This window comes from Pseudomonas songnenensis (assembly GCF_003696315.1).
Taxonomy (GTDB): Bacteria; Pseudomonadota; Gammaproteobacteria; order Pseudomonadales; family Pseudomonadaceae; genus Stutzerimonas; species Stutzerimonas songnenensis.
In genome coordinates, this window is the sequence record NZ_RFFN01000009.1 from 126,003 (window position 1) to 142,557 (window position 16,555).

Below are 16,555 nucleotides of genomic sequence, written 5' to 3' on the forward strand. Positions count from 1 at the left end.
CTTGCTCAGTAGTGGCTTTCTGCCTTTCTCGGTTCTTTCATTCTGCACGCGGGGCTGAGCCTCATCAGGGCAGAACGAGCCGGAACACCACTGCAAGCATGCCCCCATGACTCTTGATTCTTCTGCCAACGGTCCGAGCAGTCTGCTCTCCTGCGAAGTGCTGGACCGCTCTCGTGTGCTCGACACCTTGATCAACAACCTCGAAGGCATGGCCTACCGCTGCCGCAACGACGCGTCGTGGACGATGATCTTCGTCAGTCAGGGCGCGCTGGGCTTGTGTGGTTACAGCGCTGCGGAGCTGGTCGACGAAACGCACGTTACCTGGGAACGGATCACGCATGCGGATGATCGACTGCGCGTGCGGCGCTGCATCGAGCAGGCCGTCGCCGCAGTGGGGCGTTTCTGCGTGCATTATCGAATCCGTACCGCGTCGGGAATCCTCAAGTGGGTAATCGAACGCGGCGTCGCGGTGGCGGACGAGCAGGGCGAGATCGTCGTGGAGGGCTTCATCGAGGATATCACCGCGCAACGGGCCATCCTCGATGCCCTGGAACAGGCCGAGCTGCGTTATCGCAGCATTTTCGAGAACGCCTCCGAGGGGATTTTCCAGTCGACCCGTGACGGTCGATACCTGGCGGCCAATCCAGCCCTGGCGCGCATTTATGGTTACGACAGTGCTGCCGAACTGGTGGCTGATCTCGCCGACATCGAGCGTCGCCTGTATGTGGAAGGCGGGCGTCGCGAGGCCTTCTGTCGGCTGATGGAACACCAGGGCGAGGTACTCAATTTCGAGTCTGAGGTGTATCGCCGGGACGGCACGCGTATCTGGATATCCGAAAACGCCCACGTGGTGCGTGGTGCCAACGGCGAATTCATTTGCTACGAAGGCACGGTGCAGGATATTTCCGAGCGCAAGCACTATCAGCAGCAGCTCGAGCGCCAGGCCAACCATGATCTGCTCACCGGGCTGCCCAATCGCATCCTGCTCAACGACCGCATCGAACAGGGGCTGGCGCGTGCGGCGCGCCTGGGCTACTACCTGACCTTGGTGTTCATCGATCTGGATAACTTCAAGTTCATCAACGACGGCCTCGGTCATGTCGCCGGCGACGAGCTGCTCAAGAGCATCGCCGCCCGTCTGGCCGGCAGCCTGCGCGGCTCCGACACCGTCGCGCGGGTCGGTGGTGACGAGTTCGTGCTGGTGCTCAGCGATCACTACCGCATCAGCACGGTCATTTCACTGCTGGAGCGGGTGCTGAACGAGATCCGGCGACCTGTCACGCTGGCCGGTCGGGAGTTTCAGGTGGGTGCGAGCATCGGTGTTGCGATGTTTCCGGGTGATGGCGAGGACGCGCAAACCTTGCTCAAGCATGCCGACATCGCCATGTACGCCGCAAAAAAACGCGGACGCAACAATTTCCAGTTCTTCACCCATGACCTCAACCGGATCGCCGATGAGCGACTGAACCTTGAGGCCGCGATGCGCGCGGCGTTGGAGCGTGATGAGTTTGCGGTGCACTACCAGCCGAAGGTCGATGCCTCGCGGCGCATAGTCGGGGTCGAGGCACTGGCACGCTGGACCGATGCGGCGTTGGGTGTGATCGGGCCGGATCGTTTCATTCCGGTGGCGGAGGAGAGCGGCCTGATCATGCCGCTGACACTGGCCGTACTGCGCCGCGCGTTCAGCGACGCTCGGCAGTGGAATGCGGGGCGGGCGACCCCGCTGATGGTGGCAGTCAATCTGTCGCCTCTGCTGTTTCTTGGTGATGACGTGGTTGACCGCGTCTGTGCAGTGCTGGAGGACGTCGGCCTGCCGCCGAATCAGGTCGAACTGGAAATCACCGAAACGGTATTTCTCGGTGATGGTACGCGCGCCGTCGCGATTCTTGCCGAGTTCAAGGCCCGCGGCTTTCGGCTGGCGATGGACGACTTCGGTACCGGCTATTCGGCGCTCAGTTATCTGCGACGGTTCCCGCTGGACATCATCAAGATCGATCGCTCGCTGGTCACCGGGCTGGAACAGGAGGAGGAAGTGGCGATGATTGCCCGCGCCGCCATCTCGCTGGGCAAGAGCCTGCACAAGACCGTGGTCGCCGAGGGGGTGGAAAATGCTGCGCAGTTCGACTTTCTCTGCAGGCAGGGTTGCGATGAGTTTCAGGGCTACCTGCTCTCGCGACCGCTACCGGCAGCGCAGATCACCGCATTGCTGGCGGCCGGTGGCGTGATCCGTTTCTAGCGCTTCAGCTTTCGCCGGGAATGGCACCGTCCTGCCAGAGCCGCAGCAGTTCCTGCGGCGCTCGCTCCTCGGCGATCTGCAGGATCATCTCGGCGTCATTGTTCTCGCGGCGGTAATGCACTTCGACCTTGAAAAAACGCTGATCGCCATGGCCGACCTGTTGGCTGGCAACGGGCAGGCACTGTTCAAGTACCGAGCAGATACCCTGGCGCTGTGCCGCGTTGCAGTCGGCGAATTCGATCTGGCGGGGGCGTGTCAGGCCAGGCGCGGCGGCGAAACCGCCCTGGCGTGATACGCGCACAGAGGCATCCGGACCGAGTGCTGGCATCTTCATGTTGCCTCCTTAGCGTGGCACTACGCCCACCGATGTCCAGGCTTCGTGCAGGGCCTGGACCTGCGACGACTGCCGGCCGAACAGTTTCGCGCCGTGGGCCAGGGTCGCGCTGGCGAACGTCACGAAGTCCGCATTGTTGGGCAATTGCGGGTCACAGAGGGTGGCGTACCAGATCCGCCCGGCCTGTTCCCAGGCATAGCCGCCCAGCGCAGTGGCGACGAGATAGAACGCGCGGTTGGGAATGCCCGAGTTGAGGTGCACACCGCCGTTGTCCTCGCGGGTCTCGATGAAGTCGCGCATGTGCGCAGGCTGCGGATCACGCCCGAGCAGCGGGTCGTCATAGGCCGTACCCGGATTGGCCATGGAGCGCAGCGCCACGCCGCTGACCTTGTCGGTGAGCAGCTCGGCACCGACCAGCCAGTCCGCTTCGGCGGCAGTCTGGCCGAGTGCATGCTGCTTGGTCAGTACGCCGAACACGTCCGAGACGGATTCGTTCAGCGCTCCGGGCTGATTGAAGTACACCAGCCCCGCTTCGCTTTCGATCACGCCGTGGGCCAGCTCATGCGCGACCACATCCAGCGATCGGGTGAAACGCTGGAACAGCTCACCGTCACCGTCCCCGAAGACCATCTGTTCACCGTTCCAGAAGGCGTTTTCGTAGCCCTGGCCGTAGTGGACTGTGCCGATCAGGGGCATGCCCAGGTCATCGATCGAGTCGCGCTGAAATACCTGCCAGAAGAATGTGTAGGTGGCGCCCAGCGCGTCATAGGCCTCGTCCACGGCCGCATCTCCGCTGGCCGGCTGGCCTTCGCGACGCCGCGGTATGCCGGGTAGCTGCATGCGCTGTTCGGCATCGTGGATTCGCCGCTGTGGATGGCCGGGGGTGCGTAGTTCGCCAAGCTCGGCGATTGCCGTGGGGCGAGCCGGGCCGGGGTTGGGCAGCAGGCTGTGAACGTGCGCGAGGGTTTGTCGCGCACATCCGCGCTGGTAAGGCGAGCCGTGGTCGATGATGCGGTCGAGGATGTACGGCGGGATGAAGGAACGGATCTGCACCTGCAGGACTCCTCGGTTGACTCGGCTGTGACCAGCATAGACCTGAGGTGTGCGGTCGGCGCGACCGTCGATCCAGGCGCGACGACCTGGCGCAGCGGTTGTGCTGCACCCTTGGCGCGATCTGCTGTCATTTGTTGCTGGACCCCGTATTCGCCGTCATAGACGAGGCGGGCGGTCATTTGACGAGGAGCTGCCCATGTTCGGATTGGAAGCACTTGAGCTTGCGCGAATCCAGTTCGCTTTCACCATCACCTTTCACATCATCTTTCCGGCCATCACCATCGGTCTTGCCAGCTTTCTGGCGGTGCTCGAGGCGCTATGGCTGAAGACCCGGCAGGAGGTCTATCGCGATCTGTACCACTTCTGGCTGAAGATTTTCGCGGTCAACTTCGGCATGGGCGTGGTATCGGGAATCGTCATGGCCTACCAGTTCGGTACCAACTGGAGCGCCTACTCCGAGTTTGCCGGCAGTGTCACCGGGCCGCTGCTGGCTTATGAGGTGCTGACCGCGTTCTTTCTGGAGGCGGGCTTCCTCGGGGTCATGCTGTTCGGCTGGAACCGCGTCGGTGAGCGCCTGCACTTCTTCTCGACGCTGATGGTGGCCGTCGGCACGCTGATCTCGACCTTCTGGATCCTGGCGTCCAACAGCTGGATGCATACCCCGCAGGGTCACGAGATCATCGACGGCATCGTGGTGCCGGTGGACTGGTTCGCGATCATCTTCAATCCCTCGTTCCCTTACCGCCTCGCGCACATGGCCGTCGCGGCCTTCCTCGCCACGGCGTTCTTCGTCGGCGCTTCCGCCGCCTGGCACCTGCTGCGTGGCAAGGACACCCCGGCCATCCGCAAGATGCTCTCGATGGCGATGTGGATGGCGCTGCTGGTGGCGCCGGTACAGGCGGTGATCGGCGACTTTCACGGGTTGAACACCCTCGAATACCAGCCGGCAAAAATCGCCGCGATGGAAGGACACTGGGACAATTCCGAAGGCGGGCCGACCCCGCTGCTGCTGTTTGGCTGGCCAGACATGGAGGCCGAGGAAACGCGCTACAAGATCGAGATTCCCTATCTCGCCAGCATCATTCTCAAGCACAGCCTGACCGAGCCGATTCCGGCGCTGAAGGATTTTCCGCCTGAGGATCGGCCGAACTCCACCATCGTGTTCTGGACCTTCCGCATCATGGTCGCACTCGGCCTGCTGATGATCGTCACGGGGATCTGGAGCCTGCTGCTGCGGCGGGGGGATCGCCTGTACAGCTCACGTCCGTTCCTGCGCCTGGTGCTGTTGATGGGGCCGTCGGGGCTGATTGCCATTCTGGCCGGTTGGTACACCACCGAGATCGGCCGGCAGCCCTGGGTGATCTACGGCCTGATGCGCACCGCCGATGCGGTATCCAATCATGGTGCCGGCCAGCTGGGACTCACCCTGGCGATGTTCGTGGTCGTCTACTTCGCCGTGTTCGGGGTGGGCATGGTGTATGTCCTGCGCCTGGTGAAGAAAGGCCCGGTGGTCAGCGAAGGTCGCGAAAAAGGCGCCGGAGGTCCTGGAGAGGCGCGGACGCCGATGCGGCCCATTTCCGCTGCGGACGAGGCCATCTCTCATGAACAAGGCGATCAACTGGGCGAGAGGAACTGAGCCATGGGTATCGATCTTTCACTTATCTGGGCCGTGATCATCATCTTCGGCATCATGATGTACGTGGTGATGGACGGCTTCGATCTGGGCGTTGGCATTCTTTTCCCGTTCGTGCAGGACAGCTCTGATCGCGACGTGATGATGAATACCGTGGCGCCGGTCTGGGACGGTAACGAGACCTGGCTGGTGCTCGGCGGGGCTGGATTGTTCGCGGCTTTCCCGCTGGCGTACTCGGTGGTGCTGTCCGCGCTCTACCTGCCGATCATCTTCATGCTGATGGGGCTGATCTTCCGCGGCGTGGCGTTCGAGTTCCGCTTCAAGGTGGTTCGCGAGCGCCAGCATGTCTGGGATAAGGCGTTCATTGGCGGTTCGCTGGTCGCGACCTTCTTCCAGGGCGTGGTGCTAGGCGCATTCATCAGCGGGTTGCCGGTCGAGGATCGGGCCTACGCTGGCGGGGCGCTGGACTGGCTGACGCCGTTCTCGCTGTTCTGCGGGCTGGCGCTGATCGTTGCCTATGCACTGCTCGGCTGTACCTGGCTGATGATGCGCACGGCAGGCGACCTGCAGCGGCGCATGCACGATATCGGCATTCCGCTGGTCTGGGCGGTGTTGGTGGTTACCGGCATCGTCAGTCTGTGGACGCCGTTGACCCACCCGGATATTGCCGAGCGGTGGTTCAGCATGCCGAACCTGCTGTACTTCATGCCGGTCCCGGTGCTGGTTCTGCTATGCGCCTTCGGCCTGCTGCGCTCGATCCAGCGGTACGCCAACTACACACCGTTCCTGCTCACCCTGGCGCTGATCTTCCTCGGCTATAGCGGGCTGGGTATCAGCCTCTGGCCGAACATCATCCCGCCGTCGGTGACCATCTGGGAGGCCGCCGCACCGCCGCAGAGCCAGGGCTTCACGCTGGTCGGCGCGCTGCTGATCCTGCCGCTGATCCTGATGTACACGGCATGGAGCTACTACGTGTTCCGCGGCAAGGTCAGTGCCGAGGATGGGTATCACTGATGGCGCCGCAGGATAAAAGCCCAGTCCCCAGAGGTGAGCCAAAGCCGCTCTGGCAGCGCATGAGCTGGCTGGTGCTGATCTGGAGCGGCAGTGTGCTGGCGCTGGGTGTCGTGGCCTGGCTGCTGCGTCTGGCGATGAACGCAGCCGGGTTGTCGTCTCCCTGAACTTGCCCTGTTATAGGGCGCTTTTTCAGACGTGGCGCCGCTTTGAGGCTGCCGGCGTCGTGAATCACGTCACGATTCCTTCATTTGCGGGGTATAGCCTTCCTGGCATGAACCTTGATGGACGACAGGCATAGCGCCTTGAGCAAACAGACGACGAGGATCCTTGCTATGGACGATTACCAGGACGAACTTCTCGAATGGCACGCTGCTGAGCAGGACCACCCAGACTGCGCCGAGGATGCGGTCGAACTCTGACCGGTGGTCGGTGAGGTGAATCAGGCGCCGCGCCGCTGGGTGCGCCGGTAATCTCCTGGCGTCTGGCCACTCCAGCGCTTGAACGCGCGCTGGAATGCCTCCGCCGACGAGAAGCCGAGCAGCCAGGCGATTTCGCCGAACGCCGATTCGGTATCGCGGATATAGGCCATCGCCAGGTCGCGACGGGTGTCGTTGAGGATCGCCCGATAGCTGCTGCCTTCTTCCGCCAGCTTGCGACGCAAGGTCCAGGCCGGCATCTGCAACCGTGCGGCGATCTGCTGCAGATCTGGCTCCTGACCCTTCAGCATCGGACCGAGTATCTGCGCGACGCGTTCGCGCAGGCTGCGCGTGCGGGTGCGTCGTTCCAGCTCGGCTTCGCACAGCTCGAGCAGATGCCGCCAGGTGCCCGGGCAGTGGTCCGGGTTGCGCAGGGCCAGCGTGCGCTGGTCCAGCTGCAACTGGTTCGCTTGTGCTTCGAAGCATACCGGCCGCCCGAACAGCGCTTCGTAGCGCGACGCGTAATCCGGCGCGTCAAACTCGATATGGATCGCCACTGGCACGATCGGCTGACCGCCCAGCCGGGCGAGCTGCGAGACCCAGCTGGCCAGTACGGTGTCCACCACGAAGCGGTTGTAGGCGTTGTACGGGCTGATCGAATAGAAGCGCAGCCAGGCCCCGGCAGCGTCTTCGTGGAAGCTCGAGCTGCCGCGATAGTTGGAAGCATACAAGGGCTCGTAGCGGATCAGAGCCCGCGCCGCGTCACGCACCGTCGGCGCCTGGGCAGCGGTCAGCCCGGCGAGCCCGAGGTGGCTCGGCTTGCGCAGACGCCCCATTTCCAGGCCGAGCGCGGGATCGCCGGCCAGCTGAATCGCCGCATGGCCGAGCCGCATATAGCGCGGGATCGACAGCCGTGCGTGGGGTTCGGCCAAGCGTTCGGCGTCCAGCCCATAGGCTTCGAGAAGCGGCTTCGGATCGTGTCCATAGAGCTGCAGCGCCTCGCTGAGGCTGTGCAGAAAACCAACCGACAGATCACCCAGCCGAACGCGCTGGGTATTCATGGATTGTTGCCGAGCCAGTGGTTGTGTATCTGCACCGGAACGCCATGTCCCGGCGGGGCCGGGCGACGCGGAGAGCCCAGCAGGTTCCAGGGCAGTGCGAGTGTCTGTACCGGCATCAGCGTTCGATCGCTCTCGGCGTCGGGTAGGGTACTGCCGCAGCTGCCCTGCGGATCCTCCAGCGCGCCGGGTATCGCAAGCAGTTTCGCTTCGGCAGAGGGCCTTTCGAGGTAGGCGTCGCAACCCAGCAGCACCGCCAGCGACCCAGCCGGCGTTTCGATCAGGCGGCGTGGTTCGGGGATCGGTGCGACGCTGTAGCGCCGTTCATAGCGGCTCAGCGCGTGCTTGTATTGCAGCGCACCCAGCGGCTTGCCGCGGCCATCGAAGGTCAGGCTGACCTGACGCAGCGGGCCGTCACCGACCTTGAGCCGGTCGTTCTCCAGATAGGGTTCCGGCAGCACGATCGAACCGGCCACCAGCGTCACGCCGAACTCGCTGGCCAGATCGCCAAAGATCGTCTGGTACTCCTCGGCCATCTGCCGTGCTTTCAGGCGCAGTACGGCGCCGGTGCGGCGATCGTCGCCCTGGTTCCCGGTCAGTGCGCGCAGATAGCTGCCTGGATTGCTGAGTGCCATCCACTGCATGGCGTCGCGCAGGGTGCGTGCTTGCTGAACTTCCGGCTTCTCGCCGAATGCGAACAGGCCCGTACCGACATGTTCCGGTAGCACTACGACGGTTCGCTCGCTGAGCATTCCTGCGTCGGCGGCCTGCTGGAGATAGGTCCTAAACTTCAGCTGGAGTCTCTCTCGGCTCTGGAAGTCGGCTGGTTGCAGGCGCGTCTCGATGCCCAGCAGGTTGCCCTCCGTACCCGCCCGCCCACGGCTCTCTATCGGCAGGGTGCGCAGATCGGACAGCAGCGGGCCGCTGCGGCGGTCGTGCGTCCAGTCGAGGTAGACGGCGAAGGAAGCGGCTGCAAGGACCAGCAGCAACACGATATTGATTGAGGTGCGCATGGCAGGAAGGGCTGTGATGGACGCCGACAGCCTAGGTAAAGCGAGCCGTATTGCCAAGCGTTTTGCGCAGCAGGATCAAAAAGTTGTCACTTTGGATCATTGAGCACAACAGCTGCGCTGTTTATCGTCGCTGCATACCGACCGCAGCCCCAAGAGGCTCGGCACTCGTAATGATGAGGACGCACCGATGACCGCTTTTCCTAAGCTGCTGGCCCCGCTCGATCTCGGCTTTACCACTCTGCGCAACCGCACCTTGATGGGCTCCATGCATACCGGATTGGAGGAAATGCCCAACGGCTTCGAGCGGATGGCGGCGTTCTTCGCCGAGCGCGCCCGCGGTGGCGTCGGCCTGATCGTGACCGGTGGCGTCGGGCCCAACGAGGAAGGCTCGGTACGTGCCGGAGCGGCGAAGCTCTCGACGCCCGAGGAGGCCGAGGAACACAAGATCGTCACCCAGGCGGTTCATGAGGCCGGCGGCAAGATCTGCATGCAGATTCTGCACGCCGGGCGCTACGCCTACAGCCCTCAGCTGGTGGCGCCGAGTGCCATCCAGGCGCCGATCAATCCCTTCACGCCGCGCGAGCTGGACGAGGAGGGCATCGAGAAGCAGATCCGGGACTTCGTCAACTGTGCAAGCCTCGCCCAGCAGGCGGGTTATGACGGCGTCGAGATCATGGGATCGGAAGGCTACTTCATCAATCAGTTCCTGGTGGCGCACACCAACCATCGCACCGATCGTTGGGGGGGCAGCTACGAGAATCGCATGCGTCTGCCGGTGGAGATCGTGCGCCGCGTGCGCGAGGCGGTCGGTCCGAAGTTCATCATCATCTATCGCCTGTCCATGCTCGACCTGATCGAGGGCGGCAGCATCTGGGACGAGGTGGTGCAGCTGGCCAAGGCCATCGAGCAGGCCGGCGCCACGTTGATCAACACCGGCATCGGTTGGCACGAGGCGCGGATTCCGACCATCGCCACCAAGGTGCCGCGCGCAGCATTCACCAAGGTCACCGCCAAGCTGCGCGGTGAAGTAAGCATTCCGCTGATCACCACCAACCGCATCAATACACCGGAAGTGGCGGAGCAGGTGCTGGCCGAGGGCGATGCCGACATGGTGTCGATGGCCCGCCCGTTCCTTGCCGATCCGGAGTTTGTCAACAAGGCGGCTACCGGTCATAGCGAGCGGATCAATACGTGCATCGGTTGCAACCAGGCCTGTCTGGATCACACCTTCAGCGGCAAGTTGACCACCTGCCTGGTCAATCCGCGCGCCTGCCACGAGACCGAGCTCAACTACATTCCCACCACCACGGTGAAGAAGATTGCCGTCGTCGGTGCTGGCCCGGCGGGCCTCGCTGCAGCAACCATTGCAGCCGAGCGCGGCCACCAGGTGACGCTGATCGATTCGGCCGGCGAGATCGGCGGCCAGTTCAATGTCGCCAAGCGCGTCCCGGGTAAGGAAGAGTTCTACGAGACGCTGCGTTACTTCCAGAATCGGCTGGAGGAAACCGGGGTCGAGGTGCAGCTCAATACCCGCGCGACGGTGGAAACGCTGTTGGCGGGCGGTTTTGACGACATCATCCTGGCTACCGGCATCGCACCGCGAATCCCGGCGATTCCTGGTATCGACCATCCGAAAGTGATCGGCTATCTGGATGCGATTCTGGAGCGCAAGCCGGTCGGCCAGCGCGTGGCAGTGATCGGTGCCGGCGGCATCGGCTTCGACGTCTCGGAGTACATCACCCATGATGGCGAATCCACCAGCCTGGACCGTGAGGCATTCTGGAAAGAGTGGGGTATCGATCTCGGACTGGCGGTGCGCGGTGGTATCGCCGGTATTCAGCCGGCTCCGCATGCGCCGAGGCGCCAGGTCTATCTGCTGCAGCGCAAGAAGTCCAAGGTGGGTAATGGCCTGGGCAAGACCACTGGCTGGATTCACCGTACCGGTCTGAAGAACAAGCACGTGCAGATGCTCAATTCGGTCGAATACCTGCAGATCGACGATGCTGGTCTGCATATTCGTGTCGGGGAGGGTGAGCCGCAGGTGTTGCCGGTCGACACGGTGATCCTCTGCGCCGGCCAGGAGCCGCTGCGCGAGCTTCAGCAGGGTCTGGAAGCAGCGGGCGCGCGTGTGCATCTGATTGGTGGTGCGGACGTGGCGGCCGAACTGGATGCCAAACGCGCGATCAATCAGGGCTGCCGCCTGGCTGCAGCGCTCTGATTCGAAACCCATCGGCCACACTGGCAAGAGGAGTAGGTATGGAGAGTGCAATCGCGCTGCAACCGGGCGCCGCAAGCAGCCTGCAAGCCTGGCATCGGATGATCGCCGAGCGTGATCTCAGCCGGCTGCCCGAACTGCTGCATCCGCAGGCGGTGTTTCGCTCGCCGATGGCCTACAAACCGTACGAAGGAGCGGCGGCAGTCAATCTGATCCTCAATACCGTGCTGCAGGTCTTCGAGGATTTCCGCTATCACCGTGAGCTGGCGAGCGCGGAAGGCGCAGACGTGGTGCTCGAATTCAGCGCCCGCGTCGGTGATCGCGAGCTCAAGGGTATCGACATGATTCGGTTCGACGAGATGGGCAAGATCGTCGAGTTCGAGGTCATGATCCGTCCCATGAGCGCGTTGCAGGCGCTGGGCGACGAGATGAAGCGCCGCCTTGCGGCGTACAGCGCAGGCTGATTTAGCAAAGCTCATCGCAAAATCCGCAGGGCGCTGCGTCGCGCGGCGCCCAATGCCGGAACTCGCTGCCAACCCAGTCACATTGCCTGCTTGAACATTTCCCCTAAACTTGCGGCACTAACGGAGCGACGGCATTGGATGGCCCTATGTTCCGGACAATGCTGGCTCGCTGCTGCGGGCAATAAAGGAAGTCGAGCATGCAGAACAAACCGCAGATGGTCGAAGCCGTACTGTTCTTCAACGAAGGTGCCATCTGCAAGGAAATGCTGTATCCCGAATTCGAGGCGGTGCTCGACGGAGTCGTTGCACTGCCCGAGTTCGCCGATCGCCAGATGCATGCCGTATACGTGATGATCAACCCGCGGCTGCAAGTGCGCGCCGCGGTCTTTTTCTGTCTCGACTTCAATGATGACGGATCCGCCGACGCCGGCTGGAACATCCCGTTGCGCCAGTTGGCCGAGCGCACCGGCCGCGGCCCGGACATGGGCGCCGGGCCGATTCGTCTGGCCTGCCGCAGCCAGTGTCCGGTGTCTTGGCACCAGATGCACATGTGGGACCCGAAGGTGAGCCCCGAGCGCAACGATCTGCTTGTTCTGCGCGAAACCATCAAACGCAATCAGCTTGGCCTGCTGGTAGAAGATGAAACACCTCAAGCCGTACCGGCTGAACGCCTGCAGATGGTTGCCGAAGACGCCTGGTATGCAGCCGAAGCGAGCAAGGACGCCGCGGCCAAACGATCCGAAAACCACGAGCGCGAGCAGCGCCAGAAGGCTGCGCTGCTGATCAAGCAGCAGCGTCAACGCATTGCCAACCTGGAGCGCTTGCGCGAGGAAGACGCGCTCAAGCTGACGGCTGCTGCGGAAAAAGAGCGCAAGGCGCTGCAGGATGAGATCCGCACGCTGCAGCATCAGCTGCAGCAGCAGACGGAGATCAACGCGAGCCTGCACGCACAGCTGACCGCGCAGGGTGAGAGCTTTCAAAAAGCGCGCGAGGAGATGAGCAAGCAGCTGCGCACGCTGGAGGTCAGTGGTCGGGTCGAGATTGGTGCGGCCCGAGAGCAGTTCGAGCACGAAGCCCAGGCGCGTATTGCTGCAGCGGTGGCCGAGTACAAGGAGCAGGTAGCGATCCGTGACGTTGAACTGGCCTATCGCAACGAGCTGGACGCCCAGTTGGAAGAAGAGATCCAGCGGTTGAAGGCTGAGTGCGAAAAGCTGGGCGGTAGCGGCGACCGGGTGCTGGAGGAGCTGTCTCGTCAGGGGGTCGTATTCATGGCCTACCATCCGGGCGCAGGGCATCTGACCATCGCATTGCAAGACCTTGCCCGCTACCGCGCCAACCCCTTGGCCTACGCTGCAGCCAAGTGTTTCGTCTCCGAGGAGCAATATCGGCAGTGGCTCGAGCATTACCAAAAGCCAGCCTGCGTCGCGACCCTTTCCAGCGGTGAGCGTTGCGCAATGCCGCTGGACAAGGTCGATACACCGAGCCGTTTCGTCATCGGCGAATCCAACTGCTGCACTCGGCACCGCAAGGAAGACCGGCAGCGCACCGGTAGTTGAGCGTTTGTCTTCATCCCATCCCTTTGATGCTCCGCTGATCCTGCAACCACTAACGCTTGACTGGTTGCAGCGCAGCGGGGTCGAAGTCGCGGTACTGCGCCTGGATCTGGTGGACGCCGAGCTATCCGGCAACAAGTGGTTCAAGCTGATAAAGCATCTGGACGCGGCCCGTCGTGCCGGCGCTGAGGGGCTGATCAGCCTCGGCGGTGCGCATTCCAATCATCTGCATGCAGTGGCAGCAGCGGGCCGTCGCTTCGGCCTGGCTACTGTCGGCTTGATGCGCGGACACGAGCAGCAAACGCCGACGGTGGCCGACCTGCGTGCCTGGGGAATGGAATTGCACTGGCTTGGCTATGGCGGTTACCGGGAACGCAACCTGCCGACGTTCTGGGAGCCGTGGCAAGCGCACTACCCGGGTTTCTACCCGATACCGGAAGGTGGCGGCGGTTTGCTCGGTGCCCTGGGCTGCGCCGCGCTGGTTCCTGCCATGGAGGCGGTGCTTGGGTCGGTCGGTTGGGCCGATTACGACGCCATCTGGCTGGCGGCTGGTACCGGAACCACATTGGCCGGTCTGGTCATCGGCGAGGGCGGGCGACATCGGGTGTATGGCGCGCTGGCCGGCCCGCCTTCGCATTCGGTGAGTGTGGGTGTGGCGGAGCTGCTTGAGCAGGCCGGTGTAGCTGATGGCGGTTATGAGCTGTTGGACGCCAGTCGCGGCGGGTTCGGGCGGTTTGACCGGGAGCTGGCCCGCTTCATCCTGGCGACCGAGTGTGACGGTGGCGTGCCGCTCGATCCGATATACACTGCTAAGACCATGATGGCATTGCGCCTTTATGTCGAGCGCGGTTATGTTTCTGCCGGTACGCGGTTGATCTTCGTCCATACCGGTGGTTTGCAAGGACGCCGTGCTGCTGAGAGCCAGCTGCATAAACTGATTGACGGATAGACGATTGGATTTTCCTGGATGAACAAGCCGCTGCACCCAGACCAGCTGCGCAATCTTGTCCCGCTCGATAGCCTTTCGCCGCGTCAGCTGTGGGAACTCCGCGTGCGAGTCGCGCCGCTGGCACTGGAGGCTGGCCAGCTTCTGCGACCTGAAAACGCATCTTCAGCTCGCCACTATCTGATGTCCGGCAGTCTTTTACTGAACGGCCGCGATGGGCAGCAAACACATGTCGTGGCCGGCTCGCCAGCTGCCCTGCACAGTATTGCCTTTGGTCAGCTGGTTGAGGCTCGGGCTCTGGAGGATTGCCAGTTGCTGACTGTGGACGGTGCAGAGTTGGAGCGGCTGCTGTCCTGGCGTCAGGCCCTTCAGGATGTTTTGCTGCAGCTGTCGATGGACGGCGAGGATGGCGAGTGGCTCGAGCGCCTGCTGGACAATCCGTTGTTCGCTCAGGTGCCGCCAGCCAACATACGCAGCATGTTGGGCCGTCTTGTGGAGATCGATGTGCCGGCTGGCCGAACCCTGATCCATGAGGGTGAGGCGGGTGATTGTTGCTATTTTCTCAAGAATGGTCGCGCGCAGGTGCTGAAGGCTGTCGGTAGCGGAGAGCAACTGCTGGCGGAACTCGAGGCCGGAGCCTGTTTTGGTGAGGAGGCACTGCTTGAGGAGCGCCCCCGTAACGCCAGCATAGCCATGATCGAGGATGGCTCCGTGCTGAGGCTTGCCCGGGCAGACTTTCTCGAGTTGCTCAAAGCGCCGGTGGTAAGCGAAGTCGATCTGGATGACGTGGCCGATCTGCTCGGCTGTGGTGCTCAGTGGCTGGACGTTCGGCTGCTTGAAGACTACGAGCAGGGACATGCCATGCAAGCGCTGCACATGCCGCTGCACCTGCTGCGGTTGAAAACCCGTCTGTTGAACCCGCAGCGTCCCTATCTGTGCTATTGCGAAAGCGGCAAGCGCAGTGCCAACGCGATATTTCTGCTCACCCAGCTCGGCTTTACCGCCTATGCATTGCGCGGTGGGCTCGACGCGCTAAGCCCGGCAGAGCGGGCGGCACTGCTTTGGGAGTGCGGTTCTGGCTACCTTGCCCGTTCAGACGGCAGGATTGAGCGCAGTCTCTAGACCGCAGTATTTCACCCGTCACCTAGACCGCCGTCCTGCGAAGCGCAGTTTGACGACGAATCTCGCGACGTGCGCTGCGTGCCAGGCGCACGCTGAGCAGCAGCGCCGCGCAGCTCAGCCCGGCGATAAGTCCTTGCCATAGCCCACGCGGTCCGCTGGCCTCGCCGAGGTGGTCGGTCAGGCCGAGCAGATAGCCCACCGGCAGCCCGATGCCCCAATACGCGAAGAGGGTGTAGACCATCGTCATGCGCGTGTCCTGATAGCCGCGCAACGCGCCAGCTGCCGTGACCTGCACGACATCGGAGAACTGAAAGAGCGCAGCATAGAAGAACAGGCCGGCCGCAACTGCGATGACCGCCGGATCCGGTGTGTAGATCCGCGCGATCTGCTCGCTGAACAACAACATCACGCTGGCGGAAAAGCAGGCATAGACCAATGCCGCGGCGATCCCCACGCCTGCGACGAAACGGGCATCTCTCGGCGCACTACGGCCCAGCTCCTGGCCGATGCGCACGGTCACGGCCATGCCCAGTGACAGCGGAATCATGAAGATCAGTGAGGTGAAATTCAGCGCGATCTGGTGTCCGGCGACGACCGTTGCGCCGAGTGCGCCGATCAGCAGCGCGATTACGGAAAAGATGCTGGCTTCGGCGAACACCGCAATGCCAATCGGCACCCCGACCGACAGCAGATGCCGGAGCATCGGCCAGCGCGGCCATTCGAAGTGGGAAAATAGTTGGCTGGGCTGGTAAGCCGGTGCTCGCCTCACCCAGACGCTCATCGCCATCAGCATGAACAGCATCACCAGCGCGGTGGACACACCACAGCCAACGCCCCCCATCGCCGGTACGCCGAACTTGCCATAGATGAACACGTAGTTCAGCGGGATGTTCAGCAGCAGGCCGAGAATGCCAATCACCATGCTCGGCCGCGGATGGCCCAGCCCGTCGCTGAAGCAGCGCAGCACCTGGTAGAGCGCCACGGCCGGGAAGCCGCAGGCGACGGCGCGAAGATAGGCCATGGTTGGCTCGATCAACGCCGGCTCGACACGCATCAGGTGCAGCACCGGTTCCGCGTTCCACATCAGCAGCGCGCTGGTCAGGCCGATTCCTGCGCCCATCCACAGGGCCTGGCGGACAAGCGGGCCGATTTCGTCATGGTTACCGGCACCGAAGCGCTGCGCGACATTCGGCGTGGTGGCCAGGGTGATGCCGCTTAGCAGCAGATACACCGGCACCCAGATCGAATTGCCCAGGGCGACTGCTGCCAGATCGTGCGGGCTGACGCGCCCGGCCATCACGGTGTCGACGAAGCCCATGGCGGTACTGGCCAGCTGGGCGATCATCATGGGCAGGGCGAGGGCGAAGAGGGTGCGCAATTCAAGGCGGACCCGTCTGAGTCTGAGCTCAGTGGGCATCAGGAAATGTTCCGGTTGTATACAAGAAGCGCGCTAGTCTACGCCGCGAGGCTACGCTCAGGAAGGCGGCAAAGCAGTGGC

14 protein-coding genes are annotated in these 16,555 nt (G+C 63.0%); 9 read left to right on the forward strand and 5 right to left on the reverse strand.

Annotation, left to right across the window (positions count from 1 at the left end; genetic code table 11):
• Positions 1-106: 106 nt before the first annotated feature.
• Positions 107-2,236, forward strand: coding sequence for a putative bifunctional diguanylate cyclase/phosphodiesterase (locus EA798_RS18965; RefSeq protein WP_122099959.1), 2,130 nt, complete (start codon positions 107-109; stop codon positions 2,234-2,236).
• A gap of 4 nt (positions 2,237-2,240) precedes the next feature.
• Here the strand turns inward: EA798_RS18965 and EA798_RS18970 are convergent, their stop codons facing one another.
• Together EA798_RS18970 and EA798_RS18975 are read right to left on the reverse strand one after the other, a co-directional pair.
• Entirely contained in the window at positions 2,241-2,570 is a 330-nt protein-coding gene (locus EA798_RS18970; protein ID WP_106155163.1) for a protealysin inhibitor emfourin, read from the reverse strand.
• Positions 2,571-2,579: 9 nt separating this feature from the next.
• A complete protein-coding gene (locus EA798_RS18975; RefSeq protein WP_122099960.1) occupies positions 2,580-3,623 on the reverse strand; it encodes a M4 family metallopeptidase in 1,044 nt (347 codons plus the stop codon).
• A 196-nt stretch (positions 3,624-3,819) separates the two neighbouring features.
• On the opposite strand from EA798_RS18975, the gene EA798_RS18980 reads away from it, so the two are divergent.
• From EA798_RS18980 to EA798_RS18990, 3 genes are read left to right on the forward strand one after another with little or no spacing between them, the layout of a single operon-like run.
• Positions 3,820-5,259, forward strand: a complete 1,440-nt coding sequence (locus tag EA798_RS18980; protein WP_106155161.1) for a cytochrome ubiquinol oxidase subunit I — start codon at positions 3,820-3,822, stop codon at positions 5,257-5,259.
• 3 nt (positions 5,260-5,262) lie between these two features.
• Positions 5,263-6,270, forward strand: coding sequence for a cytochrome d ubiquinol oxidase subunit II (cydB, locus tag EA798_RS18985; protein ID WP_122099961.1), 1,008 nt, complete (start codon positions 5,263-5,265; stop codon positions 6,268-6,270).
• The gene (locus tag EA798_RS18990) at positions 6,270-6,434 is read left to right on the forward strand and encodes a DUF2474 domain-containing protein (protein WP_122099962.1); all 165 of its coding nucleotides are present in this window, start codon (positions 6,270-6,272) and stop codon (positions 6,432-6,434) included. The genes cydB and EA798_RS18990 overlap by 1 nt, the downstream gene beginning before the upstream one ends.
• Positions 6,435-6,709: 275 nt before the next feature.
• On the opposite strand, the gene EA798_RS18995 is transcribed toward EA798_RS18990, so the two are convergent.
• Positions 6,710-7,747, reverse strand: coding sequence for an AraC family transcriptional regulator (locus tag EA798_RS18995; RefSeq protein ID WP_122099963.1), 1,038 nt, complete (start codon positions 7,745-7,747; stop codon positions 6,710-6,712).
• On the reverse strand, positions 7,744-8,757 hold the full coding sequence (locus EA798_RS19000) for a carbon-nitrogen hydrolase family protein (protein WP_122099964.1): 1,014 nt from the start codon (positions 8,755-8,757) through the stop codon (positions 7,744-7,746). Before EA798_RS19000 ends, EA798_RS18995 begins: the two co-directional genes overlap by 4 nt.
• Positions 8,758-8,944: 187 nt before the next feature.
• On the opposite strand from EA798_RS19000, the gene EA798_RS19005 reads away from it, so the two are divergent.
• From EA798_RS19005 to EA798_RS19025, 5 genes are all read left to right on the forward strand, one after another.
• Positions 8,945-10,975 (forward strand): NADPH-dependent 2,4-dienoyl-CoA reductase, encoded by a 2,031-nt coding sequence (locus EA798_RS19005; protein ID WP_122099965.1) that lies wholly within the window; start codon positions 8,945-8,947, stop codon positions 10,973-10,975.
• 38 nt (positions 10,976-11,013) lie between these two features.
• Complete coding sequence (locus tag EA798_RS19010) at positions 11,014-11,436, forward strand: nuclear transport factor 2 family protein (RefSeq protein ID WP_122099966.1); 423 nt, start codon at positions 11,014-11,016, stop codon at positions 11,434-11,436.
• Between the two features lie 197 nt (positions 11,437-11,633).
• On the forward strand, positions 11,634-12,992 hold the full coding sequence (locus EA798_RS19015) for a chromosome partitioning protein ParA (RefSeq protein WP_122099967.1): 1,359 nt from the start codon (positions 11,634-11,636) through the stop codon (positions 12,990-12,992).
• Positions 12,993-12,996: 4 nt separating this feature from the next.
• Positions 12,997-13,938, forward strand: a complete 942-nt coding sequence (locus tag EA798_RS19020) for a 1-aminocyclopropane-1-carboxylate deaminase/D-cysteine desulfhydrase (protein WP_122099968.1) — start codon at positions 12,997-12,999, stop codon at positions 13,936-13,938.
• An 18-nt stretch (positions 13,939-13,956) separates the two neighbouring features.
• A complete protein-coding gene (locus EA798_RS19025) occupies positions 13,957-15,057 on the forward strand; it encodes a cyclic nucleotide-binding domain-containing protein (protein WP_122099969.1) in 1,101 nt (366 codons plus the stop codon).
• A 22-nt stretch (positions 15,058-15,079) separates the two neighbouring features.
• Here the strand turns inward: EA798_RS19025 and EA798_RS19030 are convergent, their stop codons facing one another.
• The gene (locus EA798_RS19030) at positions 15,080-16,474 is read right to left on the reverse strand and encodes an MATE family efflux transporter (RefSeq protein ID WP_122099970.1); all 1,395 of its coding nucleotides are present in this window, start codon (positions 16,472-16,474) and stop codon (positions 15,080-15,082) included.
• Positions 16,475-16,555 lie beyond the last annotated feature (81 nt).